The 24,906-nt window shown below is 66.1% G+C and carries 30 protein-coding genes; 15 read left to right on the forward strand and 15 right to left on the reverse strand.

The features are described 5' to 3' along the window. Positions 1 to 229 precede the first annotated feature (229 nt). Entirely contained in the window at positions 230 to 562 is a 333-nt protein-coding gene (locus VM621_RS13990) for a high-potential iron-sulfur protein (RefSeq protein WP_325469569.1), read from the reverse strand. Between the two features lie 156 nt (positions 563 to 718). Between VM621_RS13990 and VM621_RS13995 the strand changes: the two genes are divergently transcribed. From VM621_RS13995 to VM621_RS14010, 4 genes are all read left to right on the forward strand, one after another. Further along, the gene (locus VM621_RS13995) at positions 719 to 1,363 is read left to right on the forward strand and encodes a methylthioribulose 1-phosphate dehydratase (RefSeq protein ID WP_325469570.1); all 645 of its coding nucleotides are present in this window, start codon (positions 719 to 721) and stop codon (positions 1,361 to 1,363) included. Then, the gene (locus tag VM621_RS14000) at positions 1,360 to 1,935 is read left to right on the forward strand and encodes an acireductone dioxygenase (RefSeq protein WP_325469571.1); all 576 of its coding nucleotides are present in this window, start codon (positions 1,360 to 1,362) and stop codon (positions 1,933 to 1,935) included. Before VM621_RS13995 ends, VM621_RS14000 begins: the two co-directional genes overlap by 4 nt. A 103-nt stretch (positions 1,936 to 2,038) precedes the next feature. Continuing rightward, the gene (gene mtnC, locus VM621_RS14005; protein ID WP_325469572.1) at positions 2,039 to 2,722 is read left to right on the forward strand and encodes an acireductone synthase; all 684 of its coding nucleotides are present in this window, start codon (positions 2,039 to 2,041) and stop codon (positions 2,720 to 2,722) included. After that, entirely contained in the window at positions 2,706 to 3,752 is a 1,047-nt protein-coding gene (locus VM621_RS14010; RefSeq protein ID WP_325469573.1) for a C13 family peptidase, read from the forward strand. The genes mtnC and VM621_RS14010 overlap by 17 nt, the downstream gene beginning before the upstream one ends. A gap of 13 nt (positions 3,753 to 3,765) precedes the next feature. On the opposite strand, the gene VM621_RS14015 is transcribed toward VM621_RS14010, so the two are convergent. Genes VM621_RS14015 through VM621_RS14025 form a run of 3 tightly spaced genes read right to left on the reverse strand, consistent with a single transcriptional unit; the run spans position 3,766 to position 6,740 of the window. Continuing rightward, positions 3,766 to 4,569 carry an amidohydrolase gene (locus VM621_RS14015; protein WP_325469574.1) on the reverse strand — a complete coding sequence of 268 codons (804 nt, stop codon included), beginning with the start codon at positions 4,567 to 4,569 and terminating at the stop codon, positions 3,766 to 3,768. Further along, complete coding sequence (locus VM621_RS14020) at positions 4,557 to 5,702, reverse strand: pyridoxal phosphate-dependent aminotransferase (protein WP_325469575.1); 1,146 nt, start codon at positions 5,700 to 5,702, stop codon at positions 4,557 to 4,559. Before VM621_RS14020 ends, VM621_RS14015 begins: the two co-directional genes overlap by 13 nt. A gap of 9 nt (positions 5,703 to 5,711) precedes the next feature. Next, positions 5,712 to 6,740: a LysR substrate-binding domain-containing protein gene (locus tag VM621_RS14025; protein WP_325469576.1), complete on the reverse strand. Its 1,029-nt coding sequence runs from the start codon at positions 6,738 to 6,740 to the stop codon at positions 5,712 to 5,714. 123 nt (positions 6,741 to 6,863) lie between these two features. Between VM621_RS14025 and VM621_RS14030 the strand changes: the two genes are divergently transcribed. Continuing rightward, positions 6,864 to 7,448: an FMN-dependent NADH-azoreductase gene (locus tag VM621_RS14030; RefSeq protein ID WP_325469577.1), complete on the forward strand. Its 585-nt coding sequence runs from the start codon at positions 6,864 to 6,866 to the stop codon at positions 7,446 to 7,448. A gap of 89 nt (positions 7,449 to 7,537) precedes the next feature. On the opposite strand, the gene VM621_RS14035 is transcribed toward VM621_RS14030, so the two are convergent. The 6 genes from VM621_RS14035 to VM621_RS14060 all read right to left on the reverse strand — a co-directional run bounded on the left by VM621_RS14035 (position 7,538) and on the right by VM621_RS14060 (position 12,425). Continuing rightward, entirely contained in the window at positions 7,538 to 7,684 is a 147-nt protein-coding gene (locus tag VM621_RS14035; protein ID WP_325469578.1) for a hypothetical protein, read from the reverse strand. 235 nt (positions 7,685 to 7,919) lie between these two features. After that, positions 7,920 to 8,873, reverse strand: a complete 954-nt coding sequence (locus tag VM621_RS14040; protein WP_325469579.1) for a ribonuclease H-like domain-containing protein — start codon at positions 8,871 to 8,873, stop codon at positions 7,920 to 7,922. Then, entirely contained in the window at positions 8,870 to 11,287 is a 2,418-nt protein-coding gene (locus VM621_RS14045; protein WP_325469580.1) for a DEAD/DEAH box helicase, read from the reverse strand. The genes VM621_RS14040 and VM621_RS14045 overlap by 4 nt, the downstream gene beginning before the upstream one ends. A 95-nt stretch (positions 11,288 to 11,382) precedes the next feature. Beyond that, positions 11,383 to 11,607 (reverse strand): hypothetical protein, encoded by a 225-nt coding sequence (locus VM621_RS14050; RefSeq protein WP_325469581.1) that lies wholly within the window; start codon positions 11,605 to 11,607, stop codon positions 11,383 to 11,385. 101 nt (positions 11,608 to 11,708) lie between these two features. Then, complete coding sequence (locus VM621_RS14055; RefSeq protein ID WP_325469582.1) at positions 11,709 to 11,948, reverse strand: hypothetical protein; 240 nt, start codon at positions 11,946 to 11,948, stop codon at positions 11,709 to 11,711. A gap of 72 nt (positions 11,949 to 12,020) precedes the next feature. Further along, positions 12,021 to 12,425, reverse strand: a complete 405-nt coding sequence (locus VM621_RS14060; protein ID WP_325469583.1) for a hypothetical protein — start codon at positions 12,423 to 12,425, stop codon at positions 12,021 to 12,023. Positions 12,426 to 12,580: 155 nt separating this feature from the next. Between VM621_RS14060 and VM621_RS14065 the strand changes: the two genes are divergently transcribed. Further along, positions 12,581 to 12,985, forward strand: a complete 405-nt coding sequence (locus VM621_RS14065; protein WP_325469584.1) for a hypothetical protein — start codon at positions 12,581 to 12,583, stop codon at positions 12,983 to 12,985. Positions 12,986 to 13,022: 37 nt separating this feature from the next. Then, positions 13,023 to 13,412 carry a hypothetical protein gene (locus tag VM621_RS14070; RefSeq protein WP_325469585.1) on the forward strand — a complete coding sequence of 130 codons (390 nt, stop codon included), beginning with the start codon at positions 13,023 to 13,025 and terminating at the stop codon, positions 13,410 to 13,412. A 72-nt stretch (positions 13,413 to 13,484) separates the two neighbouring features. Here the strand turns inward: VM621_RS14070 and VM621_RS14075 are convergent, their stop codons facing one another. Then, positions 13,485 to 13,901: a hypothetical protein gene (locus VM621_RS14075; protein WP_325469586.1), complete on the reverse strand. Its 417-nt coding sequence runs from the start codon at positions 13,899 to 13,901 to the stop codon at positions 13,485 to 13,487. Positions 13,902 to 13,953: 52 nt separating this feature from the next. Then, positions 13,954 to 14,676 carry a murein L,D-transpeptidase catalytic domain family protein gene (locus tag VM621_RS14080; RefSeq protein ID WP_325469587.1) on the reverse strand — a complete coding sequence of 241 codons (723 nt, stop codon included), beginning with the start codon at positions 14,674 to 14,676 and terminating at the stop codon, positions 13,954 to 13,956. A 133-nt stretch (positions 14,677 to 14,809) separates the two neighbouring features. Here VM621_RS14080 and VM621_RS14085 point away from each other — a divergent pair, with 133 nt between their 5' ends. The 4 genes from VM621_RS14085 (at position 14,810) to VM621_RS14100 (ending at position 18,318) form a co-directional block, all read left to right on the forward strand. Beyond that, positions 14,810 to 16,555, forward strand: coding sequence for a L,D-transpeptidase family protein (locus VM621_RS14085; RefSeq protein WP_325469588.1), 1,746 nt, complete (start codon positions 14,810 to 14,812; stop codon positions 16,553 to 16,555). A 52-nt stretch (positions 16,556 to 16,607) separates the two neighbouring features. Beyond that, positions 16,608 to 17,339: a 2OG-Fe dioxygenase family protein gene (locus VM621_RS14090; RefSeq protein ID WP_325469589.1), complete on the forward strand. Its 732-nt coding sequence runs from the start codon at positions 16,608 to 16,610 to the stop codon at positions 17,337 to 17,339. A 73-nt stretch (positions 17,340 to 17,412) separates the two neighbouring features. After that, positions 17,413 to 17,781: a BON domain-containing protein gene (locus tag VM621_RS14095; protein ID WP_325469590.1), complete on the forward strand. Its 369-nt coding sequence runs from the start codon at positions 17,413 to 17,415 to the stop codon at positions 17,779 to 17,781. A 15-nt stretch (positions 17,782 to 17,796) separates the two neighbouring features. After that, on the forward strand, positions 17,797 to 18,318 hold the full coding sequence (locus VM621_RS14100) for a hypothetical protein (protein ID WP_325469591.1): 522 nt from the start codon (positions 17,797 to 17,799) through the stop codon (positions 18,316 to 18,318). A 327-nt stretch (positions 18,319 to 18,645) separates the two neighbouring features. Here VM621_RS14100 and VM621_RS14105 read toward each other — a convergent pair whose 3' ends face one another. Then, positions 18,646 to 19,740, reverse strand: coding sequence for an alpha/beta hydrolase family protein (locus VM621_RS14105; RefSeq protein ID WP_325469592.1), 1,095 nt, complete (start codon positions 19,738 to 19,740; stop codon positions 18,646 to 18,648). A gap of 353 nt (positions 19,741 to 20,093) precedes the next feature. Between VM621_RS14105 and VM621_RS14115 the strand changes: the two genes are divergently transcribed. Both VM621_RS14115 and VM621_RS14120 read left to right on the forward strand, forming a co-directional pair. Next, positions 20,094 to 20,450 carry a 2-hydroxyacyl-CoA dehydratase gene (locus tag VM621_RS14115; RefSeq protein WP_325469593.1) on the forward strand — a complete coding sequence of 119 codons (357 nt, stop codon included), beginning with the start codon at positions 20,094 to 20,096 and terminating at the stop codon, positions 20,448 to 20,450. 11 nt (positions 20,451 to 20,461) lie between these two features. Next, positions 20,462 to 21,346: a bestrophin family protein gene (locus VM621_RS14120; RefSeq protein ID WP_325469594.1), complete on the forward strand. Its 885-nt coding sequence runs from the start codon at positions 20,462 to 20,464 to the stop codon at positions 21,344 to 21,346. On the opposite strand, the gene VM621_RS14125 is transcribed toward VM621_RS14120, so the two are convergent. After that, on the reverse strand, positions 21,343 to 22,929 hold the full coding sequence (locus tag VM621_RS14125) for an inorganic phosphate transporter (RefSeq protein WP_325469595.1): 1,587 nt from the start codon (positions 22,927 to 22,929) through the stop codon (positions 21,343 to 21,345). The two genes, VM621_RS14120 and VM621_RS14125, sit on opposite strands and share 4 nt — an antisense overlap. 109 nt (positions 22,930 to 23,038) lie before the next feature. Here VM621_RS14125 and VM621_RS14130 point away from each other — a divergent pair, with 109 nt between their 5' ends. Beyond that, a complete protein-coding gene (locus VM621_RS14130) occupies positions 23,039 to 23,851 on the forward strand; it encodes a CHAD domain-containing protein (protein WP_325469596.1) in 813 nt (270 codons plus the stop codon). A gap of 28 nt (positions 23,852 to 23,879) precedes the next feature. Then, positions 23,880 to 24,206, forward strand: coding sequence for a hypothetical protein (locus VM621_RS14135; protein ID WP_325469597.1), 327 nt, complete (start codon positions 23,880 to 23,882; stop codon positions 24,204 to 24,206). Between the two features lie 4 nt (positions 24,207 to 24,210). Here the strand turns inward: VM621_RS14135 and VM621_RS14140 are convergent, their stop codons facing one another. Next, positions 24,211 to 24,726, reverse strand: a complete 516-nt coding sequence (locus VM621_RS14140) for a hypothetical protein (RefSeq protein WP_325469598.1) — start codon at positions 24,724 to 24,726, stop codon at positions 24,211 to 24,213. Positions 24,727 to 24,906: the final 180 nt, after the last annotated feature.

The following is a 24,906-nucleotide window of genomic DNA, read 5'->3' on the forward strand; positions in this document are numbered from 1 at the left end:
GCGAGTTCCGCACAAGTGAGCGGCCGTAGGCCATATAAGACACGCCGCGAAGCGGCCTTCCGCACCGAACGCGGAGGACCTGTCTGAGCAGCGAGGGTGGGCACCGAAGGCTCTGCGCCGCCACGTCCGAGCCCGCCGCGGTATGCCTTCGGCGCCCCCGGCATCTTGCGTCGAACCTTCTTGTGTCCTCCGCCAAGCCGCCGACGTGCTGCGCCGAAGGCGGGCGCCCTCAGATCATCACAGCGTGCGAGACGCACCAGCCCTTGCTGGCGACGGCCTTGCCCGGGAACAGCTGGCAGGGACCCCAGGCCGCACCGGCCTTGCCCTGGTAGAAGTTGCAGTTCATGCAAGCGTCGCTGGCGGTCTTCTTGCCGACGGCCTTGCTGCCGTCCTCGGTGTACTTCAGGGCCGAAGCGGTAGGGTCCGAGGGCGAGAGATGCGGGAGGTCCTGGGCCCGGGCCAGACGCGGCAGGGTGCCGAGCACGCTGGCGACGGCCACGCCGCCGGCGGCGACCTTGAGGAAACGGCGACGCCCCTCATTCTTCGTATCGTGTTCGGACATGGCTAGAAACCTCCGTCGATGGTGGTCCGGCTGGTCGCTTCGCCGGTGCTATCGGAAATCGTACCTGTTCACGGAAAAAGGAATGGTTCCCATTATCGCTGGGGCCGCTTTTCACGCCGTGGTATATTCGCCCCCTGTTTGGACGTCCAAAACCCCATGCCGAAGACCCTCTCCCACGTCGACCCCGCCCTGCTGGCCGAGCGCGCCGATGCCATCGCCGACGCCGCCCGCGAGCTGGCGGCCTTTGGCTGGACGCCGGCGACGAGCAGCAACTTCTCGATGCGGATCGACGACGAACTCGCGGCCATCACCATCTCCGGCCGCGACAAGGGCCGCCTCGGCCGCGACGACATCATGGTCGTGGACATGGACGGCAAGGCCGTCGGCTCGGACAACCGACCTTCCGCCGAAACCGGGCTGCATACCCAGATCTACCGCCGCTTCCCGCAGGCCAATGCCGTGCTGCACACCCATTCGCGTACGCAGAGCGTCGCGTCGCGGCTCTTCGCCGCCGAGGGACGCGTGCACCTGGAGGGCTGGGAGCTGCAGAAGGCGATCTCCGGATACACCACGCACGAAAGCGTGCTCGACATCCCCGTCTTTCCCAATACGCAGCACATGCCCGAGCTGGAGGCCCAGGTGGACGCCTGGATCGACGGCGGCAAGCCGCTGTACGCCTACCTGATCAATGGCCACGGCATCTACACCTGGGGTCGCGACATGGCGGAAACCCGCCGTCATCTTGAGGCACTGGAATTCCTGCTGGGCTGCGAACTCGACCTGAGGAGGCTTTCCCCATGAGCCGTCTGCGTATCTACGACGACAACCAGCACGAAACCCCGCTGGCGGTCCACACGGACCACGGCGCCATCGCTACCGCGCTCAACGCGGTCGGCGTGCGCTTCGAACAGTGGGAGGCGAAGCAGCCGATCGCCCCGGGCGCCACGCAGGATGAAGTCATCGCCGCCTATCGTGCGGACATCGACCGCCTGATGGCCGAGAACGGCTACCGCTCGGTGGACGTCATCAGCCTCAAGCCCGACAACCCGGATCGGGCGACCTTTCGTCAGAAATTCCTGAACGAGCACACGCACAGCGAGGACGAAGTGCGCTTCTTCGTCGCCGGTGCCGGCCAGTTCACCCTGCACATCGATGGCCGCGTCTACGAGGTGCTCTGCGAGAAGGGCGATCTCATCGGTGTTCCCGACGGTACGCCACACTGGTTCGACATGAGCGAATCGCCCTACTTCGTCGCCATCCGCCTTTTCACCAATACGGAAGGCTGGGTGGCGAGCTTCACCGGCGAGGACATCGCCGAGCGCTTCCCCCGCATGAACCCGCATCCGTCCGCCAGGGAAACCGTTACGCCTTGACGTAAGCGATCACGACGCGAAGCTTGCCCCGAAGCCGATCGTTTCCCCTGCACGCTTCCTCGTTTATCCTGCCGGGTCTCCCCGCTCCGCAGGTGATGCCCTCATGTCCGATATCCGCGCCGTCCTCACCGACATCGAGGGCACGACCAGCTCGATCGACTTCGTCAAGGACGTGCTGTTTCCGTATGCCCGTCAGCACTTGCCGGCCTATGTCGAGACGCACACTGACGAAGCCGAGGTGCAGCATTGGCTCTCCGAGACGGCGAAAGAAGCTGGCATCGTCGAAGCCTCACGCGGCGAAATCATCGATCTGCTGATCCGCTGGATCGACGAGGACCGCAAGTCCACGGCACTGAAGGCCTTGCAGGGGCTGATCTGGCGCGAAGGCTACGAGTCCGGCGTTTTCACCTCGCACATGTATCCCGAGGTGGCCGCCCGGTTGCACGCATGGCACGACCAGGGCCTCAAGCTCTATGTGTATTCCTCCGGCTCCGTCGCCGCACAGAAGCTACTGTTCGGCTTCACCGAGGACGGCGACCTGACCCCGCTGTTCTCCGGCTATTTCGACACCCAGACGGGGCATAAGCGCGAGACCGAGTCGTACCGGAAGATCGCCGACGCCATCGGCTTGCCGTCCCACCAGGTCCTGTTCCTGTCGGATATCCGCGAAGAACTCGATGCCGCGCGCGACGCGGGCATGCAAACCACCCAACTGGTCCGGCCGCCACAGGTGCCGACCGAGGCGGGCCATACGGCCGTGGCGGACTTCAATGCCATCACACCTTGATCCACACCGGCGGACGCCGATCTATGTGCTGGGCGCGTTCCTTGCCGGCGCCTTGCTTACCGTGGGCGTGCTGCGCTTCGGCCCGCAACCGATAACGGCGCGCCGCGAGCCTATCGTCGCCGTCGCACCGGCAGGATCCGGCACGACATCCACGCCCCAGCCTGTCGCCGCCAGCAGCGTGGCGGGCGAAGACGCATCGGCCGACGTCGATCCCGGCGACTGGCCGGACGATGCCCCGACCCCGGAGCAGGTGTTCACCGCCCAGCCGGAGACCCTGCGCAAGGCCATCGCCGCCCTGGCACCGCGCACCTCCGGCAAGACCAACGTCTACGCGGTGGCATTCGGCGGCGACGGCTCGCAGGACGTGTTCCGTAACGAAGCCGAGTACGTGGATGCCCTGGTGAGCAAGCGTTTTGCCAGTCCGGGCCACACCCTGGTGCTCGAGAACAACCCGGCCACGCTGGTCACCCGGCCACTGGCGAGCTGGACCAACCTCGAGGGCGCCATCGACGGGCTCGCGAAAGTCATGGATCCGCGCGAGGATATCCTCGTCGTCTATCTCGCCACGCACGGCGGCAGCGACCATTCGCTGCTGGTCGACATGGACCCGATTCCGCTCGACCAGCTCGACCCGGAAGGCCTGGCTGCGATCCTGTCGCGGCACGCCTTCCGCTGGAAGGTCGTGGTGGTCAACGCCTGCTATTCGGGCGGTTTCGTCCCGAAGCTCAGCGCGCCGGGCACCCTGGTGATGACCTCGGCACGCAATGACCGCACCTCGTTCGGCTGCGGTGCCGACTCGGATATCACCTACTTCGGCCGCGCGTGGCTCGTCGACGGACTGAACGGCACGACGGACTTCGTCGACGCGTTCGGCAAGGCGAAGTCGGAAATCTCGGCGTGGGAGAAGAAGGACTCATTGCTGGCGTCCGAGCCGCAGATCGCCATCGGCGACGGCATCCAGGAGAAGCTGGCCGCCTGGCGGAAGGGCCTGAAGGCCGGACCGGTGGTTCCGTTCGAACCGGCGAAGTAACCGCAGCGATCGATCAGGCCGAGGTATCCAGGGCAAACCGATCCGCATCCATCCACGCCGGGAACCGCTCGCGGTGCGCCTTCAGCGGTGCCGGATCCAGCACCACGGTGACCACCTGCTCCTGCATGCCCAGCTCGACCAGCGCCTCACCGACGGGGTCGATGACGCCGCTGTCGCCCGCATAAGGCAGGTCGTTGCCGTCGACGCCAACGCGGTTGACGCCGATCACGTACGCGAGGTTTTCGATCGCGCGGGCACGCAGCAGGGTGCGCCACGGTTGCCGACGCGGTGCCGGCCAGTTGGCGACGAACAGCGCCAGGTCGTAGTCCATGCCACCGGCGGCTTCCTCGCGACGGCCATTGCGCAGCCAGACCGGGAAGCGCAGGTCGTAGCAGACCTGCGGCAGGATGCGCCAACCCTTCAATTCCACGATCAGGCGTTCGTTACCTCCGCCGTAGCGCGTGTGCTCGCCCGCCATTCGGAACAGATGGCGTTTGTCGTAATAGGCCAGCGAGCCGTCGGGTGACGCCCAGATCAGCCGGTTGAACACCGTGTCGCCCTCGCGGATCACCAGGCTGCCGGTGAGCGTGGTATTCACCTCGGAGGCGAGCGAGCGCATCCAGGCCACGCTGATGCCGTCCATCGTTTCCGCATTGCCGAGGGTGTCGTTGGTGAAGCCCGAGAGGAAGGTCTCGGGCAGCACGACCAGGTCGCTGGGCGCGGCGTCGCGCACCAGCTTGCCGTAGTACTCGCGGTTGCCGGCGGCATCGTGCCAGCGAGTCGCGCCCTGGATGAGGGAAACGGTCAGAGTTTGCACAGCAGCTCCGCAGCGGCTTCCATGGTGGCGTCGTTCTTGGCGAAGCACAACCGGACCAGCCGCGTGTCCGGGGAGCTTTCGTAGAACGGGCTCAGCGGAATCGCGGCCACGCCACCTTCGCGCACGAGCCATTCGCTGAAGTTGATATCGTCGAGATCGCGGATGGCGCTGTAATCGACGAGCTGGAAATAGCCGCCCGGCACGTCGAGCAGTTTCAGTCGCGACGGCGCGATGAGTTCGCGGAAGCGATCGCGCTTGGCCTGGTAGAACGCGGGCAGTTCGAGATAGTGCTCCGGCGTCGATTCGAGGAATTCGGCGAACGCCCACTGCGCCGGATTGAAGGTGCAGAACGTGAGGTACTGGTGCACCTTGCGGAACTCGGCGGTCAGCGCCTTGGGTGCGATGGCGTAACCGACCTTCCAGCCCGTGCAGTGGTAGGTCTTGCCGAACGATGACACCACGATGCTGCGTGTGGCCAGTTCCTCGTGACGCAGCACGCTCTGGTGTTCCGCGCCGTCGAAAACGATGTGCTCGTAGACCTCGTCCGACAACACCACGATGTTCGTGTCGCGCACGATGGCGGCCAGTTCGTCCAGATCCGCGCGCGAGAGCACGGCACCCGAAGGATTGTGCGGCGAGTTGATCAGGATCATGCGGGTTTTCGCGCTGACCGCGTCGCGCACGCGCTGCCAGTCGATCGCGAACGTGGGCAAGGTCAGCGGGATGTGCACCGCCGTCGCGCCCTGCAGCTCGATGGCCGGTTCGTAGCTGTCGTAGCAGGGGTCGAAGACGATGACTTCCTCGCCCGCCCTCACCACGGCGGCGATGGCGGAGAACAGCGCTTCGGTGGCGCCCGAGGTCACCGTGACTTCGGTATCCGGGCTGACCCGATGACCGTACAACCGCTCGGTTTTCGCGGCGATCTGTTCGCGTAGCTTCGGAATGCCGACGCCCGGGGCGTACTGGTTCTTGCCCTCGGCCATCGCCCGCGTGAGCGCTTCGCGCAGGGGCGCCGGCGGCTCGAAATCAGGAAAGCCCTGGCCCAGGTTGACCGCCTTGTGTTCCAGCGCGAGCTGGCTCATGACGCTGAAGATGGTCGTGCCGACCTTGGGAAGCTTGGTTTCCAGCTGCATCGAACATCCTTACTCGTTTGGACGGCCAAACGCGGCCGAAGGGCTCGATCCTAACATGCGCGCCATGTTGATCGCCGCTGCCCGGCTGGGATCGGCCGCCACCTTGTCGCAGTCCTTGTGGAACTCCGCCTGCGCCTTGGGCAGGCGATCGGCCAGGAAGTCGACGAAGCTGCGGATGGCCGGCAGCAGGCCGCGGCGACTGGGGTAGACGAAGTGCAGCGTGCCCTGGGCCGTGGTGTATTCGGGCAGGACCCATTCCAGCTGACCGCTGGAGATCAACGGGCCACAGTAGTCCTCCGGCAGCAGGGCGACGCCACAGCACTGCACCGCGGCCGCGATAAGCACCGTGAAATCCCCGCTGACCAGGCGCGGCTTGACCTCGACCGCCGCCTTCTTTCCGCTGGAGTCGACCAGTTCCCACACCTGGGCCCCTTCGTGTTCGTACATGGACAGGGCCGGCAGCAAGGCCAGTTCATCCAGTGTCTTCGGGCGGCCGTTGCTGTCGAGAAACTTGGGGCTGGCGACCAGCAGGTTGCGCGCGAAGCCGATGCTGCGCAGGACCAGGGTGGCATCCGTGTCGAGCTTCTCGCGTACGCGGATGGCCACGTCGAAGGCCTCGCCGATGACATCGACCCGGCGATTGGTCGCGGTGACCCGCACCTGCACCTTCGGGTGCTCGAGCAGGAAAGCCGGCAGCATCGGACCGAGCACGTTCTGGGCGAGCGAAACGGGGCAGCTCACTCGCACGACACCGCGCGGCTCGGTGCGCAGTTCATCGACGGCATCCTGCGCGGCGCGGGCTTCTTCCAGTACGGCGCGGCAATGGGCGTAAAAGCGTTCGCCGATCTCGGTGACCACGAAGCGCCGGGTGGTGCGCTGGAGCAGACGGACGCCCAGACGGTCCTCGAGCTGGGCAATACGCTTGCTCAGACGGGACTTCGGAATGCCAAGGGCACGCCCCGCCGCCGAGAATCCGCCGTGCTCGACCACGGAGGCGAAGAAATACAGATCGTTAAGGTCCTGCAGCGCGCCTTCCATCGGGACGTCCGTCGTTTCTGATTCGAAACAATGAGTCTACCCCAGGTGGGCTAATCAGGCGATTGTCGCCGGCGTATCGTCAGCCCTGTCCCGCAACCTGCGGTCTACGACTGAGGAAACCCTATGAAACTCCTGCATCTGGATGCCAGTGCGCTTGGCGCCTATTCCGTATCCCGCGGCCTGACGGCGGCGATCGTGGCGGAGTTCGTCCAGAACCACCCGGGGGTCGAAGTCACCTACCGTGACCTCCATGCCGCCCCGCTCGGCCATTGGGCCCTTCCGGCCGGCGAGAACGACCCGGCTGCCGCCGAAAGCGCCGCGGTGCTCGAGGAGTTCCTGGCCGCCGACGTCGTCGTCATCGGCGCACCCATGTACAACTTCGGCATCACCAGCTCGCTCAAGGCCTGGATCGACCGCATCGCCGTGGCCGGCAAGACGTTCCAGTACACCGCCAATGGCCCGCAGGGCCTGGCAGGCGGCAAGCGCGTGATCATCGCCTCGTCGCGTGGCGGCGTGTACAGCCAGGGCGCCCCGGCAGCCCCGATGGACTTCCAGGAGCCTTACCTGCGTGCGGTGCTCGGCTTCCTGGGTGTGACCGACATCGAGTTCGTCCGCGCCGAGGGCGTGGCGATGAGCGACGACCACAAGGCCAAGGCGGTCGGCGGTGCGATCGCGTCGATCGGTGGCCTGCTGCGCAAGGCGGCCTGACACATCGAACTGACCGACGCTCGCTACCGACGCTCGCTGGCCGGGAGTCGGTAGCGAGCGTCGGTCAGGCCGGGTCGAGGCCCGCTCACTCAGGAGCCCTGTTTGCCCGGCTTCTGTTGGGGATTGTTCTGTGATTCCTTGGGGTGCCCCTCGCCGGGCACCTTCGGCTTGCCCTGCGATGGCTTGAGATTTTCTTCCTTGTAGCCGGATGTCGGCTGTTTTTTGTCGTCAGTCATGTTGTCCTCCTCGCGTATCGTCAGTGCCTTTGCTGGCAGGCCGCGTGGCCACACTCACAGGCACCCCCCACGTTCTGGCTCTCGGCCGCCATGCGGCAGCTCTCGCTACAGAAGTCTCTCGACACCGGGATCCGGCAATTGCACCCGTCGTGATCGCAGGGTTTGGTCGCCTCGTTCATGCCTCCGCCTCCGTACCGCTTCAAGAGAAGTCGGGTGAGCGTGCGCGGATGGGCGTCTATTTTTCGTTACCGTGCGGCGAACCCTCGCGCGTATCCAGCGCGGCCCAGCGATGTGCTTCGACGAGCAGACCACTCAGGCTGCGTACGTCCTGGAGATTGTGCGCGGCCACGCGTACGAGGTCGCCGGAGGAACCGCCGCGGAGATAGGTGAGCCATGCGCGCGGCGCTTCCGATCCTGGGAGGTCGTCCTCACGCACGATGTGCAGCAGTCGCCGTTCCGCCGTCTGCATCTTGCAGTTCTCCCATACCCGGCGATAACGCCGCCGCATGGGATGAAGAAGGTCGACATGCGTCAACCCGGCAAGCGGGTTGCTCATGCGTGCGAGGCGATAGCGCGTCGCCAGTAACGGCGCGTCGTAGGACTTGCCGTTGTAACTGACGAGCACCGTGTCGGCGTCGATCCATTCGGAAAACGTCCGCAACATGGCGCTTTCCGCCGCCATGGTGGTGATGTAGAGCTGGCGCACGCGCAAGCCGCCTTCATGCCAGTCGGCGGCACCGATCATGAAGGCACGCGTGCCCGTACCCCCGGCAAGACCCGTCGTTTCGGTATCGAAGTGCAGCAGGTGCTCGCGACGCGCGCTGGTAAGGCGGGCGAACGTGAGATCGAGTTCGGGCGGCGCATCCGGCCAGGCGAAGCGCTGTTCGAGATAGCGCAGGCCGGGGGCTACTTCGTCGCCGGGGACATCGCGGCTGAAGGTTCGTGGCGGCAGGCGCGGCTGGCCGAGTCGCTCGCGGACACCGGCCATGCGGCGGAGGGCGGCGAGGTCGACCGCGAGGCGGTTTTCCGTTGGCCTGGCAGGCGCCGGTCCATCGGCGACAGGCACGGAAACGGCCGCCAGGTTACCGCTAGCACCCATCGCCGCCGATGCGGCTCCCACGGTATGTCTGGAAGACTGACCGCCGGCCTGGCGGCGCAGGGCTGCCAGCCTGCTGGCCAGATCGCTCATGCGGCGGCTCCGAGCAGGCGGAGTACGCGGGCGGCGAGTGCGCGTGGCGTCGTCTCGCGATGCTCGTCCGCCGCCAGCACCGGGCCGACACAGGCGGGGCAACCGGCCTTGCATTCACAGCCTTCGATGGTGGCCAGCGCATGCGTGACGAGCTCGGGTGCGCGTCGGAACAAGGGTTCACTGAGGCCGACGCCTCCGGGGAAGTTGTCGTAGAGATACACCGTCGGCAGGAAGCGCTCGAGCGCATCCGGCAGGGCAAGCCCTCCATCGGGAGCGCGAATCTGTCCACGCCCCGCGGCGTCCACCTGCGCCGACCAACCGCCATCACCCGACCCCACCGCCTTCTGCAGGTCGCGTGGCTCGGCCATCACGGCGACAACCGCCGCGGTATGCAAGGCGTACGCAGCGCCGAGGAAGCCGTCGAGCGCATGCTGGCGCGAGCGGAAGGCTTCGTCGAGCACGCTCTGCGGCAGCTGCCACCACACCGCTGTCGAATGCAGTTCCTGGTCCGGCAGGTTCACCGGCCCGTAGCCGATGTTCTCGTGCGTGTAGTAGCGGATCTTCTTGTAACCGGAGACGCGCCGCACCACGTGCACCTCGCCATGCCGAGCACTGCCCTCGCCCGCCTTGCTGCCGTCGAAACATTCCAGCTCCTTGAGCTTGGTGTAGTCGATGGCGTCGGTGTAGTAATCCACGCGGGTGCGCGTGCAATACGCCTTGCGCCCCTCCCAGTCGAGTTTCTCGACCTGGTAGGGCACCGACTGGATCATGTGGATCGCCCCTTCGTAGAGGGTCAGCGCCGCCGCCGAGTAGTCCACCTCGGCGATGATCGTCTGCCGCCCTTCCGTCCTGTCGACGACGACGAAGTTGCCATCGGCGACCGAGCGCAGGCTCACCGCGTTGGCCGGATAACTGTCCGCGATCCACTCCCAGCGATCGCCTTCGCGATGCAGCACTTCGGCTTCGGAGAGCACCTGGAGAAAGGGCTCGGCATCGTCCGGACCGAAGCCGTCGCCGGCAATGAAGGGCAGCTCGAAGGCGGCGCAACGGATGTGGTCGAGAAGGATCAACGGCTGGTCGGGCTGGATGCGCGCCTGTTCCGGCGTCGCCTCGGTCAGGAAGGCCGGATGCCGCATCAGGTATTGATCGAGCGGCGCGCTGGTGGCGACCAGCACACCGAGCGAAGGCTGCTGCCGCCGGCCTGCGCGGCCGAAACGCTGCCAGGTCGCGGCGATCGACCCGGGATACCCGTTGAGCACCACGGCGTCGAGGCTGCCGATGTCGACGCCCAGCTCCAGCGCCGATGTCGAAACGATGCCGTCGACGTCGCCCGCGCGCATGGCGCGCTCCACCTCGCGCCGCTCCGTCGGCAGGTAGCCGCCGCGATAGGCACGGATCCGGGCCGGAAGCCGCGTATCGTGATCGAACACGTCTTTCAGGTACTTGGTCAGGACCTCGACCATCAACCGCGATTGCGCGAATACCAGGGTCTTCATTTTCGCCTTGATCGCCACGCGTGCGATCAGATTGGTCTGCGACCGTGCCGAGGCGCGCAGGCCGAGATCCGGATTGATCACCGGCGGATTCCACAACAGGATGTGCTTGTCGCCGCTGGGCGCACCGCTGCGCGTGATGGTGGCGACCTCGTCCTCGATCAGTGCCTGCGCATGCTCGGTCGCGTTGCCGATGGTCGCCGAGCAGAGAATGAACTGTGGTCGCACCCCGTAGAACGCGCAGATGCGCTTCAGGCGCCGAAGCACGTTGGCGAGGTGCGAGCCGAACACCCCGCGGTAGGTGTGGATCTCGTCGATCACCACGTAGCGAAGGTTCTCGAAGAACTGCGCCCACTTGGTGTGATGCGGAAGAATGGCCTGGTGCAGCATGTCGGGATTGCTGACCACCACGTCGCCATGCAGCCGGATCGCCTGCCGTGCGTCGCCCGGCGTATCGCCGTCGAAGGTGAAGGCCTTGACGCCGAGATCGCCCGCGCGGTTGAGTTCGAGCAACTCGGCGACCTGGTCCTGGGCGAGCGCCTTGGTCGGGAACAGGTACAGGGCCTTGGCACCGGCCTCGAGCACGGAGGAAATCACCGGCAGCGTGTAACAGAGGGTCTTGCCCGATGCCGTGGGCGTGGAGACGAGCACGTGGCGACCCGAGCGCGCGGCCTCCCAGGCTTCCTGCTGATGGCTGTAGAGGCGCTCGATACCGCGTGCCGTCAACGCCTTCGAAAGGCCGCCGGGCAGGTCGTCGGGGAGCGGGACGAACTGCCCTTCGCGGCCGAACACCGTAAAGGCCGTGGCGACGCGATCGCTGTACTTGTCGCTCAGGCGCCGCGCCAGCGTGCTTCCGTCATGGCTGACCGCCAGGGCCGAATCCGCCTCGTCGGTGAGGCGGGCTTTGAGGTACGCGGCCATGGCGGCATCCGGGAGACAGGGGTGCCTCTTATCCCGCCAACCGATCTCAAATGCTGCGACAGCTGCCGGAATGGCTCACCGAGGGGCTGGCACCGTCAGGGTGTCACACCATCGGCAAGGCGCCATGCGCCGTCTTCGTCTTCCACCTTGATCGACGCCTCCTGACCCGGCAGGTTCCGGATCGACGCGATAAGGGCAAGCGCATGGCGCATGGCATCGTCGCGGGTCGGGAACTGGCCGACCAGTTCGGCGTTGCGTCGCAGGGTCCACTGACCGTGCGCCGAGGCGTTGAAAGGAACGTAGAGGATCGTGTGCTGCAAGGATGACACTCCGCCGGGCGAAGGCCGGTGGCCCTCATGCGGCGAAGCTAGGTGGCTCGTCGTCGCGGAGGCGTTACGACGAGGTCGCCGCCCCGGTCACGTCAACCGGTATAGGTGCTGCGTGCCGCATCGAGCCAGTCGGCGTGACTGATGCCACGCTGCATGGCCGCGTCCACGGCCAGGCGCTCGTCCTCGAACTCTTCCAGCAGGGTGATCATCACGAAGTCGCGCGGGCCCGCATACAAGGCGGGCTCGACGATATAGGCGGCCTTCCATACGCCGGAGGGTGCCCGTAGCGTGCGTACTTCAACCGAATACTTGCCAACGGTCCGACGATGCACGATGCAACTCCCACCTGGGACGGTGTGCCCGTCTCGATTCTTACGCCGTCACAGTCGGGATGACAAGCCGAGTCAGGCTTTGGGCGGCGCCTGTGCCGCCAGACCTTCGCCGCTGGCCGGGATCGAGAAGGTTTTCGTCTCACCCTGACCCACCGAAGCGTCGGCGTCGAGCCTTTCGCCACTGCATGCGCCGTGCGCGAGGACACTCAGCTTGCGCGTGCCCGACGGAACGTGAAGGACCAGTTGTTGCCCAATTTCCATATCCGCGACGACTTTGTCGTCGAGGTAGACGGCGCTGGAACAGCCCGCGCCCCATAGACCCTGCTCACGCACGATATTGAGCGTGGCATCGCCATCGGCGGTGTCCTGGTTGGAGAACGTGGTGCTCGAAAGCACGTCGTGGATACCGACATGGCGCTGGTTCTGGGTAGCGCAGCCGGCGAGCAGCACGACACCGGCAAGGGCGAGATAACGCATGGGGAAGGCTCCGCAGGGAATGTGAAGAGGATTGGTTTCCGACTGTGCACGATCTGTGAAACGACTGCGAGTGCCCCGCCCCCACGCCGCGTAGACACGCCCGCCCCAACAATTCCGCGCCATACACATCCCCAAACGCATCCAAGGACGTACCCATGGCCAGCCGAGACTGGATCGACATCGAGTCGTTCGAAGCGATCGACGACAGCGAACAATTCGACCGGCCCGATATCCCGCGCGTGGAGGCCGTGCTCAGCGGCGCGCCGGAGCGGGACTGGCAGCAGTTCTTCATCGTCCGCGCCCGCTCGCTGGAGCAGACCCACCCAGGACTGAAGATGGAAATCCTCGCCGACCGGCTGGGCTTCCACACGCGGGCCAGCAACGTCGAGGAAACCTGCCGCCTGGTGCATGAGGCGGTCCAAGGCACCAACCAGGACTTCGCCGCCCAGCGGGCCGCCGAGGAACAGCGCATCGCCGATCGCAACCAGGAAGTCCACGAGCTGATGTCCCGCGTGAAGACCATCAACGCGGCATGGCCGCCCCAGGAACCCACTCACTGACACCCCACGGAACGGCTGGGAGGGATAGAATCCTCCCATGAACTCCACGCCCTCAACCGGTCCTTCCGCCCTGGTCTTCGACCGGGCGAGCATGGTTGCCGAAACCGTGGCCATGGTCCTCGAAGACGCCGGGTACAACACCCGGGCGACGATGACCTACCGGGATGCGCGCCGTGCCTTCCAGGAAATGGAGCAACTCGTGCTGATGGTCGTCCACGCCGATACGCCGGGCGAACGACGCGGCAGGGAGCTGCTCAATGCCGCCCTTCGCGACCGGCCGGACACCGCCATCGTGATCGTCTCCAGCCGGCTGCCGGAAGACCTCGAACCGGCACCGACTTCGGCCGTGTTCCTGGTCAAGCCCTTCGACCGCGAGCAGTTGCTCGAGGCCGTGGAACGGGCGCGCCTCTCCCGACCGGTCGCCTGACGGGACGAAACGGGTCGGCTCGCCAAAGAGCGATGGGCCCGAGCCTGGTCGGGCCCATCGAACGCTACGAGCTCACTGGGCCGGAGGAACCGCCGACGAGGAAGAGGCCGCCGGCGACGCGGCGGGCACGACGGACGGCGCAGGCGCTGCCGACGAGAGGCAGGCGATCGCTTCTTCGCGATAGCTGCCGTTGTAGTCGCCCTTCGTCTTCTGCAGCTCGTACATCACGACCTGCGAGCCGGAGCCGTTGGCGGTGATTTCCAGGCGCTCATGAGCGCCGTCCTTGCTGGCGGTGACCGTGCCCTTGTCGTCCTTGGCATCCCCGTTCGCGTTCGGCGACAGCGCCTGCCACTTGGGCAGCACGCACTGCACATAGGCCGTCACGGTCTTGTCCGACTTGCTGCTGAGCTTGGGCAAGGTGTCCTTCATGCCGCTGGTGGCGCAACCAGCGAGGAGGACGGCGGCGGCGATCGCAAGAACGTGTTTCATGCTGGATTCCACGGTTAGGTCCCGGGATTCTAGCGGGTTCGCGCGTTCGCCATCAGCCACCGGCGCGAGCGATGGCGTTGGCTTCGACATGCGCCAACTGTCCGTTCGTGCACTTGAGGTAGCCGGACGAGGCGAGCCAACGCTTGTCCGGATAGTACGAGAAGACCATCTGGCCACCCTTCAAGGCGTCGATCAGCTGGTGAGCGATAGCCGTGCGGACGGCGGGACAACCCCAACTGCGACCGATGCGACCGGCGACCTTGGCCATCGCCTCGTTCACGTAGGCAGCCCCATGAATGACGATGGCGCGGGCGAGAGCCTGGTCGTTGACGCCGGGCTCGAGGCCGGTGAGCCTCAGTGAATACCCATTCTTGCCCATGTAAGTATCCGACGTGCGGAAGAGGCCGATGCTGGAGGCAAGGCTTTCGGGCGCGTTGGAGAATCGTGTGGCGTTTGCGTCGCCACTGTTCTTGCCGTGGGCGACCAGCTCCTGGAACAGCAGCTTGCGCTTCACGGTATCGAACACCCACAGTCGCGGCTCGGAAGACGGCTTCGAATAGTCGATCACGGCCAGCCTGTCGGACGGTGCGCCCCCCTGGGTCTGCGCGCACTCGGAGGCCTGGACGGCGAGTCCGATCACCTTGGGATCGGCAGAAGGGGCCAACCGGGCCAGTGCATCGCCAAGGGTGTCGGCGGCGTGGGCGGTGGCGGGAAGGAAGAAAACGGCGCTGAGGAGCGGCGCGGACGCCAGAAGCGTACGGAGCGATCGAATCATGCGGTGAGCCGGGTGTGTTGCGACGGGGCATCCTAACGCGCTGATCATTTATTGACCACAACGCCGTCACATCTCTGCCCTTGAAGTATGTGAAAGCGTGCAGCAACGCCAACGAATCTGGAATCGATTGATAATGACTATGGAAAAACGCGTGCACGGTCGGCTTGCCATATCGCTGATCGCCGCCTTCCTGCCTCTTTCGGCCGCGGCACAGAAGCCACCGACAACCGCCGCGTCGGCCGCTTCCGCGGCTTCGCCGCCCCCGATCGTCGCGCAGATCCCCGCCGCCGCCACCGTCGCCGCACCCACGCCCCCACCCGCGGACGATCCGGTAGCCACGGCCATCTACGGGCGCCTCCAGCAGATGACCCCGTTGCAGGTTGGCCCCTTGAGCCGTCCCGACGCGGCCTTGGGCAAAGCGGTGAGCGACTTCTATGCCCAGCGGCACTTCACCGCGGCCTGGGCCAACCCGGCCAACGTGCAGCAACTGCTGGCAGGTCTGGCTTCGGTCGAGGGCGATGGCCTGCTTCCGGACGACTACGACCTCCCTGCCCTGAAAGCCACCGTGGAAGCACCGGATTGGCCCACCGCCTCGCCACAACGGCGCGCCGACTTCGACGTGGCGGCCACCGGGGCCTATATCACCGCGCTGGTCCAGCTCGCGCATGGCAAGGTCGATCCGATGCGCCTGGATCCGGTCTGGAACTTCGACCCCGCCGCGATCGACGCACAGCAAGGCATGTCCATGCTGCAGACCTCGATCGAGGAAGCCAGCGTCGACCAGGCCTTCGCCATGGCCCGGCCACAGAATCCGCTGTACGCCCAGCTGCGCGACGCCCTGGCCCAGCTGCGGGCGACAGCCGCCCAGGGCGGTTGGCCCAGCGTCCCCGATGGCCCGGCGTTGAAGCCGGGGATGAAGGATCCCCGCGTGGCCGCACTCCGGGCCCGGCTCGTTGCCGGCGGCTATCTCGCCCCGTCGCTCGCCCATGGGGACCACTACGACTCGCCGCTCGCCGACGCGGTAAAACGCTTCCAGAACGACCAATACCTCGATGCCGACGGCAGCGTCGGTGCCGACACGCTGACCGCGCTCAATGTGCCGATCGAAACCCGCATCGGTCAGGTGCGGGTGAACCTGGAGCGCGCGCGCTGGTTGCTTCACGCGCTGGAGGGCACCTTCGTCGTCGTCGACGTTGCCGGCTACAAGATCAGTTTCTACCGGGACGGCAAGCCGGTGTGGAAGTCACGCGTGCAGGTCGGCAAGCCGTATCGGAGCACGCCGATCTTTCGCTCGCAGATCACCTACATCACCTTCAATCCCACGTGGACCGTGCCGCCGACGATCCTCAAGAACGACATCCTGCCAAAGGTCCGCGCCAATGGCGCTTACCTGGCCAACAACCATATCCGCGTCCTGGACAGCAACGGCAATACCCTTTCCCCCGCGAGCGTGAACTGGTCCAACCCGCGTGGCATCACCCTGCGCCAGGACGCCGGCCCGGGCAACTCGCTCGGTCAGGTGGTGATCCGCTTTCCCAACTCCTTCTCCGTCTACCTGCACGACACACCGCACCGCGACCTCTTTTCCAAGGCCAAACGCGATACGAGCTCCGGATGCATTCGCGTCGAGAATCCCCTGGAGCTGGTGCAACTGCTTTTCAACGACGACGAGAAATGGAATCGCCAGGCGATCGACGATCGCATCGCCACGAAGAAGACCCAGAACGTGACGCTGCCGACATCGGTGCCGGTGCTGCTGGCGTACTGGACGGTGGACATCGGCGACGACGGCAAGCTTGCCTACAAGCCCGACGTCTACCAGCGCGACGGCGCCCTCCTTATCGCCCTGGACAAGCCCCAGCCGCTGCGGACACCGTGAGCGGGGCCGATTGCCGCACTTGGCCGGACCACCGGAGTCGTATACTGCCTGGATGAACGTCCCCCTCGAAGCGAACGAAACCACCCTCCACGACCAGGTGCGGGACGAGGGCTTCGCCTTCGTTCACGGCGGCGACATGCGCCGGATGGTCGAACACATCGCGCCGCTGGTCGATTGGGAAGCATTCGCCGCAAGCTGGAACGCGCTCGAACCCGACACCTACCTCGCCGCCACCGGACGGTTCCGCCGTCGCCGCCACGCGGTGTTCGCCGCGTCGCGCTTCGGCCACGTGGAGGCCCGGCCGCACCAGGCACACTTCCAAGCGCTGTCGTACAACGCGTTGCAGGGCGACATCGAACGCTGGTTCGAACCGGTGCTGCCGGAGATCGCCCAGGGCGCGACGATGCACGCGATCCTGGACTTCTGTCGCGACTTCTTCGGTGGGCTTTCCCCCGAGGTACCCCAGTGGCACGTGGAGGTCCACCAGTTCCGCATCGAGGCCACCGCGGGGGCCGCAGGCGAACCCACGCCCGAAGGCAGCCACCGTGACGGCGTCGACTACGTGCTCGTGCTGCTGATCGATCGCGAGAACATCGCTAGCGGCAGGACGACGATCCACGCGCCCGACGGACGCCCCCTCGGCGAGTTCACCCTCGCCCATGCGTTCGACGCGGCCCTGATCCACGATCCCCGTGTGTTTCACGGCGTGACGCCGGTGACCGCGCTGGACCAGAGCAAGGCCTCCCATCGGGATGTGCTGGTCGTGACCTTCCGCGCGGTCTGACCATCGCGCCGGCTGCACCGGCGTTTCACGATCGCTGAGGCGTACTGCGTGGACCGCACTACGGAGTCTCGCCGTGATCCTACGTTCAGCAGCACTGTTCCTCGCCACCGCCCTGGCGGTCACGTCCGCGTTCGCCCAGGACGCATCCAGGGTCGACAACACCAAGATCAACGAGCGCGACCGGCACGGCGGGCAGACCACCGCGTTCGACCAGCCGAACGACGCCGAAGACATCAAGGTGGCGGCGGCCGTGCGCAAGGCCATCGTCGGCGACAGCTCGCTCTCCATGTCCGCCCACAACGTCAAGTTCATCGCCTCCGACGGCACCGTGATCCTGCGCGGCCCGGTGAAGGACGACGCCGAAAAGGCACGCGTCGAGTCGATCGTGAAGGGCGTGCCCGGCGTGGCGAACGTCCAGAACCAGCTCGACACCAAACACTGACCAGCGAGGAATGTCATGAAAGCATCCGTCTACTGCACGACCCGCACCGTGGAACAGGCCGAACACATCGTCCTCGAACTGAAGCAGGCCGGTTTTACCAGCGACGATATCTCGGCGCTGTTACCCGACCGTCGCGGCACGCGCGACTTCGCCCACGAACATCACACCAAGGCCCCCGAAGGCGCGACCACGGGCGGCGTGGTCGGACTGGGCCTGGGCGCTGGTCTGGGTTGGCTGGCCGGCATTGGCGCACTGGCGATTCCAGGCGTCGGTCCCTTCATCGCCGCCGGCCCGATCATGGCCGCACTCGGTGGCGCGGCCGTCGGCACGGCGACCGGCGGCATCATCGGCGCACTGGTCGGCATGGGCATTCCGGAATTCGAAGCCAAGCGCTACGATGCCAAGGTACGCGAGGGCAGCATCCTGATTTCCGTGCATACCGAAAGCGGTCACCAGCGCGACGTGGCCAAGGATGTGTTCAAGCGTAACAACGCCGACGACATCTCCAGCGGCTCGGAAGCGAGCGTTCCGTCCTGATCGGGGCGTCGTCGTAACCGGTGATCGCCGATGAATCGGCTCCCACATAGAGCGGGTCGCCACGATGGGCGTGTGCATGGAGAAGCCTCGTGTGCATGGAGAAGCCTGTCGCCGCTGAAGCGGCTCCCACATGAAGCGGGGGCGCGCTCCGTGCAGCAACCACTCTCGCAAGAGCCGCCCTTGTGGGAGCCGCTTCAGCGGCGATAACCCGCGCCCTGTGTGGCAGCCACCTCACCGGCGATAACCCGAGCCCTGTGTGGGAGCCGCTTCAGCGGCGATGATCTTGCGGGAGCCGCTCATGCAGGAGCCGCTTGTGTGGGAGCCGCTTCAGCGGCGATAACCCGAGCCCTGAAGCGCCTCGCCAAACAGAGCTTCGGCCTTCGCCAACGCCTCGGCATGCGTCGCATCCTGCGGCACTTTCACATCCGCGCAGATTGGCACGCTCGCCTTCGCCGCGTCCGTGCACGTACTCAGGAAATCGTAATGCCCGACGCCGGGTAAACGCGTGATCGTCGCGCCGGGAATCGCCTTTGCCGCGACATCGGCATTCGTCGCCGGTTCGGCCACCTTGTCGTCCAGGCCGACCACGATCGCGGTCGGCACGTGGATCGTCGCGAAGCTGTCCGGTTGGATGGCCTGCACGAGCGCCGGTGCCAGGGTGAATACCGCCTTCACCCCGGGCAGCGAATGATCTTCGCCCGCATGGACGAGTTGAGCCTTGATCTGCGGGTCGTCGTAGACCTGATGAAACATCTTGGGACCGCTGATCTCAGGTGCTTCCTTCTGCGGCTTGCACACGCCGTCGTCGGGATGGCTTGCGCAGAATGCCTTCAGGCGCTCGATGTCGACACGTGCCCCGGCAAGCAGGAAGGCGGTGAAACCGCCTGCCGAGAATCCGGCCACACCCAGCCGCGCCGGATCGATATGCGCCGCGATGTCCTTGTCCTTGCGCACCGCGGCGAACGCCGCCTTGAGATCCTCCGCGCGTTCCCACCATAGCGCAGCGCCCGCCGCGGTCATCGGACCCATGCCATTGTTGCCCGGATGATTCACCCCGACCACGACATAGCCGTCGCGCGCCAGCTCGGTACCGAACCAGCTCATCATCCGTGCCGTGCCGCCGAATCCGTGCGATAGCAAGATCACGGGATGGCGTCCCGGCGCGAACGCGGCCTCCTGCGCGGCGTGCCCGGCGCGAAACAGCGGGTGTCCAGGCGAGCCCATGTCCAACGGCTCTTCCTTCGCCCCATCGACGGCCGGATACCACACGGTGATCGCCAACGTGTCGGAGTGCGACGCGTCGCGCAGCGCCGACGTCGGCGTCGTGGCGGAGCGGTGCGTCTCGCCCACGGTGGTCGCCGAAGCGACGCCCAGGAGCGAGGTCAGTGCGAACGCCAGAAAGAAGCGCGAAACGATCGGCATGGTGGTTCCCTCTCTTGGTGACTGGATGATTGCCTCAGAGCGCCAACGGCACCCATATCTCGACGCCACCCATGCCCGTCAGGGGGTCGAAGGCAGCATCGTAGCGTTCGAAATCGGGAGCGTCGGCTGCCACAAGTCCCGGGCCTTCCAGCGAACCAGGCAGACGGACCCGTTCCGGCGTGCTAAGTACCAGAGCGCTTTTTGCGCAGCCGCCATCGTGGCATTCCCCGTCGAAGTAGGGGCAATCCTAACGCCGCGTCAGTCGTCGCACTTGATCGCGATTGCGGCGCTCGCGGGCACGAATCGGCACGGCCACCGTGCGACAATGGCGTCATCTTGACCGAAGCAGTGCCATGAACTCGTCCGGTAAATATGACTTCAAGCAGTTCCAGGACGAACTCGCCGCCCTGGACCGCCTGAACGCCTCGAACAAGCCGCCCGCGCCCGCTCCCGCGCCCGAGAAGCCGGCTGAGAAAGTCGTCGAGAAGGCCGTCGAGAAACCGCGTCGCGGCCGTCCACCCAAGGTCGATCCGCTTGCCGAAGCCCGGGCCGCCTTCGACGCACTGCGCGTCGGTTACGGGCTCAGCGTGGCCGACGTCGTCGCCTGGTTTCCGCCGGAGGAAGGCATCGCGTATCTGCAGTCCCTGATTGCCAGCGCCGAGCCGAAGCCGCGCAAGCGCCGCACCAAGCCCTCGCCCGACACCGAATAGGCGGCCACGGCATGACTGTCCACTCACGCACGCCGACCATCCGCTCGATCCTTTTCACGCTCAACGGCTCGATCGTCCCGGTCATCTGGCGGCGCGTGCTGTACACGATCGTGCTTTCGTTCATCGTGGTCTGGGCGGACGTCCACCTGTTCACGATGAAGGTCGGACTGAACGCGGCGCCGCTCACCCTGATGGGCCTGACCCTGGCGATCTTCCTCGGTTTCCGCAACACGGTCGCCTACCAACGCTGGTGGGATGCCCGCACGATGTGGGGCGAACTGATTATCGCCAGCCGCGACATCGCCCGGCAGACACTGGCCTTCCTGCCCGAAGCGAGCCCGGCCACACGGCGCGAACTGGTGCAGTCGCTGATCGCCTTCGCCTATGCGATGCGGCACCACCTGCGGGCGAAGGATCCCTCGGCCGATCTGGCACCGTTGCTGCCGCCGCCCGTCCTTGCCGCCGTCATGGCCTCGCCCAACCGGCCAGGCGCCCTCCTCAACCACATGGGCGTCGCCTTTGCCACGGCCGCGCGCGAGCAAGGCGCCAGCCCGATCCTGCTGGCGTCCATCGACAAGGAACTGGGCGCGCTGTCGCATGTGCTGGGAGGCTGCGAAAGGATCCAGGGCACGCCCCTGCCCTACGCCTACCTGCTGCTGTTGCACCGCACGGTGCACATCTACTGCTTCCTGCTGCCGTTCTGCCTGGTCGGCCTGGTCGGCTGGTTCACGCCCCTGCTCGTGGGCGTGCTCGCCTATACCTTTTTCGGGCTGGACGCCCTGGGCGACCAGATCGAAGACCCGTTCGACATCCTGCCGAACGACCTGCCGCTGGACACCTACTGCCTGACGGTGAAGAACGAGCTGCAAGCGTTGCTCGATACCGACCGCCGCTAGAAAATCTTCAGCAGCATCCAGAACAGCCCCGCCGCCAGCGCGATCGACATCGGTAGGGTCAACACCCAGGCCAGCAGCATGCTGCGCACGGTGGCCCACTGGAGGCCCGAGCCGTTCGCCACCATCGCGCCCGCCACGCCGGAGGAAAGGACATGCGTGGTACTCACCGGCAGGCCGAAGCGATCCGCGGCCCCGATCGTCAGCATGGCGACGACTTCCGCCGAGGCGCCCTGCGCGTAGGTGAGGTGCTGCTTGCCGATGCGTTCGCCCACGGTGCGCACGATACGGCGCCAGCCGACCATGGTGCCCAGGCCCAGCGCGATCGCCACGGCCACCTTCACCCAGGTCGGGATGAACTTCGTCGATTTGTCGAGCAGGCCGTGGTAGTTCTCCAGCACCGCCTGGTCCTCCGCGGCGAACTGCGGCTGCTTGGCCTTCGCCATCAGCCGTAGCGCCTCCGAACTGAGGTACATGTTGTTGCGGACGTTGTTGACCTCACCCTGCGGCACGTCGGCGAGCGACGGACGCTGGGCGACCTGATCGCCGATGCGGTCGGTGAGTGCCACCAGCGCGGCGAACGTTGCCGGCGTGGCCTGCTTGGTCTGGATATACGTCTCGATTTCATTGCGTGGCGAGGCGACGGCCGGCGCGCCCGTGGCGTACTTCGCGAGCGTCTCGCTGGCGTGATGCGCCACGGAAACGAAGGTCTGCGTTTCGCCAGGCGTGACGGCCTTGTTCAGTGCATACGCGCTGGGCACCGTGCCGATCAGGATCAGCATGATCAGGCCCATGCCCTTCTGCCCGTCGTTCGACCCGTGGGCAAACGACACGCCCGTGCAGGTGAGGATAAGCAGGCTGCGGATCCAGAACGGCGGCGGCTTGTCGCCGTGAGGTTCCGCGTAGAGCTCCGGCGCCTTGACGAAGCGCTTGAGGATCATCAGCAAGGCGAACGCGAGACCGAAGCCGATCAACGGCGAAAACAGCAGCGATTTACCGACGCTCAGCGCCTGGCTCCAGTCGACTGCCGCATTGGCGTTGCCGGCGTTCAACATCTGGTTCATCAGGCCCACGCCGATGATCGAGCCGATCAGCGTGTGCGAGCTCGACGATGGCAGGCCGAGGTACCAGGTGCCGAGATTCCAGATGATGGCGGCCAGCAGCAAGGCGAACACCATGGCGAAGCCGACCGAGGAGCCGACGTTGAGGACCAGGGCGATGGGCAACAGTTGCAGCACCGCATAGGCCACCGCGCCGCTGGAGATCAACACACCGACGAAGTTCCAGCCACCCGACCAGACCACCGCGAACGTGGCTGGCAGCGATCGTGTGTAGATGACGGTCGCCACGGCGTTGGCCGTATCGTGGAAGCCGTTGACGAACTCGAAGCCCAGGGCGATCAGCAAGGCGATGCCGAGCAAGACGTATTCGAAGGTCGGGCTGGTGGGCGCGATGGTGAGGTCGTGGCCCAACTGCGATCCGACGTAGATCGCCGCGGCGAGCAGGACGGCGGCGAACACGCCCAGGCTCAGGTAGCGGGTAAGCGGAGAGCCGGCTGTCGGCTCGCTCAGGACCGTACTGTTCATGCTGCGCCTCCGGTAAGGACGGACCAGAGGTAACAAGCCGATGTGACCATCTGGTGTCAACGTGCCGAATCTGCTGCCGAAACGCGCCGTCCCGTGCTATTTAGTCTCGATGCCACAGACGCCCGCGCCCAGCATCCAAGCAGCCCTCGCCGCGCTGGCAGGGCGCGAATGTCGGGGCGCCGCGCGCGCCCTGGCCGACGTCAAGGACCGACATCGCGGCATCCACGAAGCCCGCAAATGCCTTCGACGACTCAAGAGCCTCCTCGCGCTCGGGGCGGAACCCTTCACCGACCATCTGCCGTCGCTCAATGCCAGGATCGGCAAACTCGCCACCGGGCTGTCACCGCTACGCGACGCGCATGTCGCCGTGCATACGGCCGGGAGCCTGGCGGGTCCGGGCGTCTCGACCGAGTGGCAGCCAGCCATCGACGCCCTGGCGAACCGCCGCGATGGCCGGCTTGCCGCCGCGCTGGCCAAGGACCCGCGCTTCCTCAAGCGGCGTCACGAGATTCGCGATCTGGGCGACGCTATCGAGGTCCTGCCCTGGAAAACGGTCACCCGGCGCAGCATCGAGCAGGCGATCGCCCGCTCGGAACGACGCGTGGCCGGGGCCGAGAAACGGGCGCGCAAGAACGGTTCGGTCGCCAGCCTTCACCGCTGGCGGCGGCGGGCGCGGCGCCTGCGCATGCAGCTCGAGGGCTGGCGCAAGGTGTTGAAGGCCACCGGCAAGGCGGCCCATAAGCGCAGCCCACAGGACAAGGCCGCGGTGCACGCCATGTCCAAGCTCTCCGATGCCTTGGGGGCGAAACAGGACCTGCGTGCCCTGCGCGCCAGCTTGCGCTCGCTCAAGGCGCCGCTCGCGCTGGATCCGCTGCTCCAGCGCGTTGCGCACGAGCTCAAGGCACGAAGAAAGATCGGCTGATGGCGACGCGATGCCCTAAGATCGCCGGATGACCAACCTCTCCCCGGCCGCATCGACGGCCCTGATCGACGTACGCAAGGCCGCCCAGGCCATGAAACAGGCAGCCACCGACACCGCGACGGTGGCCGACGAGCTGCGTCGCTACCAGAAGTTCGCCAAGCCCGGCCAACCCTCGCCTCACCTGGTCCAGGTTCGCCAGAGCCAGGCAAGAGTGCGCCAGGCCAGCAATCATGCGAAACAGGCGTTTCTCAAGGCGTCCACGGTCTTCGTTCGCGAAGCGTCACTGAAGGTCCCACCGCGCCAGTCGCTCGAGGCCTATGTGACCGCGTGGCTGGCGGCCCATCCCGCCGGCTGAGCGTTCACGGCTTGGCGCCGTCGAGGGCCTGGATCACTTCAGGATGCGACTTCTTCAGATCGAGATCGCCGGCGAGTTTCTCACCGTGCGTCGCCAGGAACTTGCAGCCGTCCAGTGGGGTCGAGCCGGCGTTCTCGCGTGCCGCGGCGTCCTGTAACGCCTGACGCACGTCCGCTTCGGACGATGCGATCGTCGGCTGCAGCTTCGCCATCACCTTGGCCTCCGACAGGCCGTGTGCCTGGAGCACCGACATGGCCTTGGCATAGATGCCGGCGTTTTCGTTGACGAAGGTATTCACGAACGCGCTGACGTCGACGGCCTGCTTGTCGCACACCTGCTTATAGGCCAGGCGGTTGAACGTGTAGAACGAGATGAAATTCTTCGCCGCCTCGAACGGCGGGTCGCTCGCCGCAGGTGTGGCGGCGCCGCCGGTCCCCGGCGGTGCGGCCTGGGCTCCTGCCGGGCCGATGGCGAAGGTCGCGATCAGGCCCGCGGCGATCATGTTCAAACGTGACGGCATCCGACATTGCTCCACTCAGGTTCACGGAGGCATGCCGTGACACGGCCGGATGAACTGCCGGCATCGACCCACGGTGACATATCCGGCGCATCACGCCTACCCGCTGGCCGAAAACGGTGACCGTCGTTGTCATTTCGGACAACGCAACGAGACAAGACATTTTTCCGAGCCTGTCGCGAT

The sequence above is a fragment of the Luteibacter sp. genome (assembly GCF_035539195.1).
In the GTDB taxonomy this organism is placed as follows: domain Bacteria; phylum Pseudomonadota; class Gammaproteobacteria; order Xanthomonadales; family Rhodanobacteraceae; genus Luteibacter.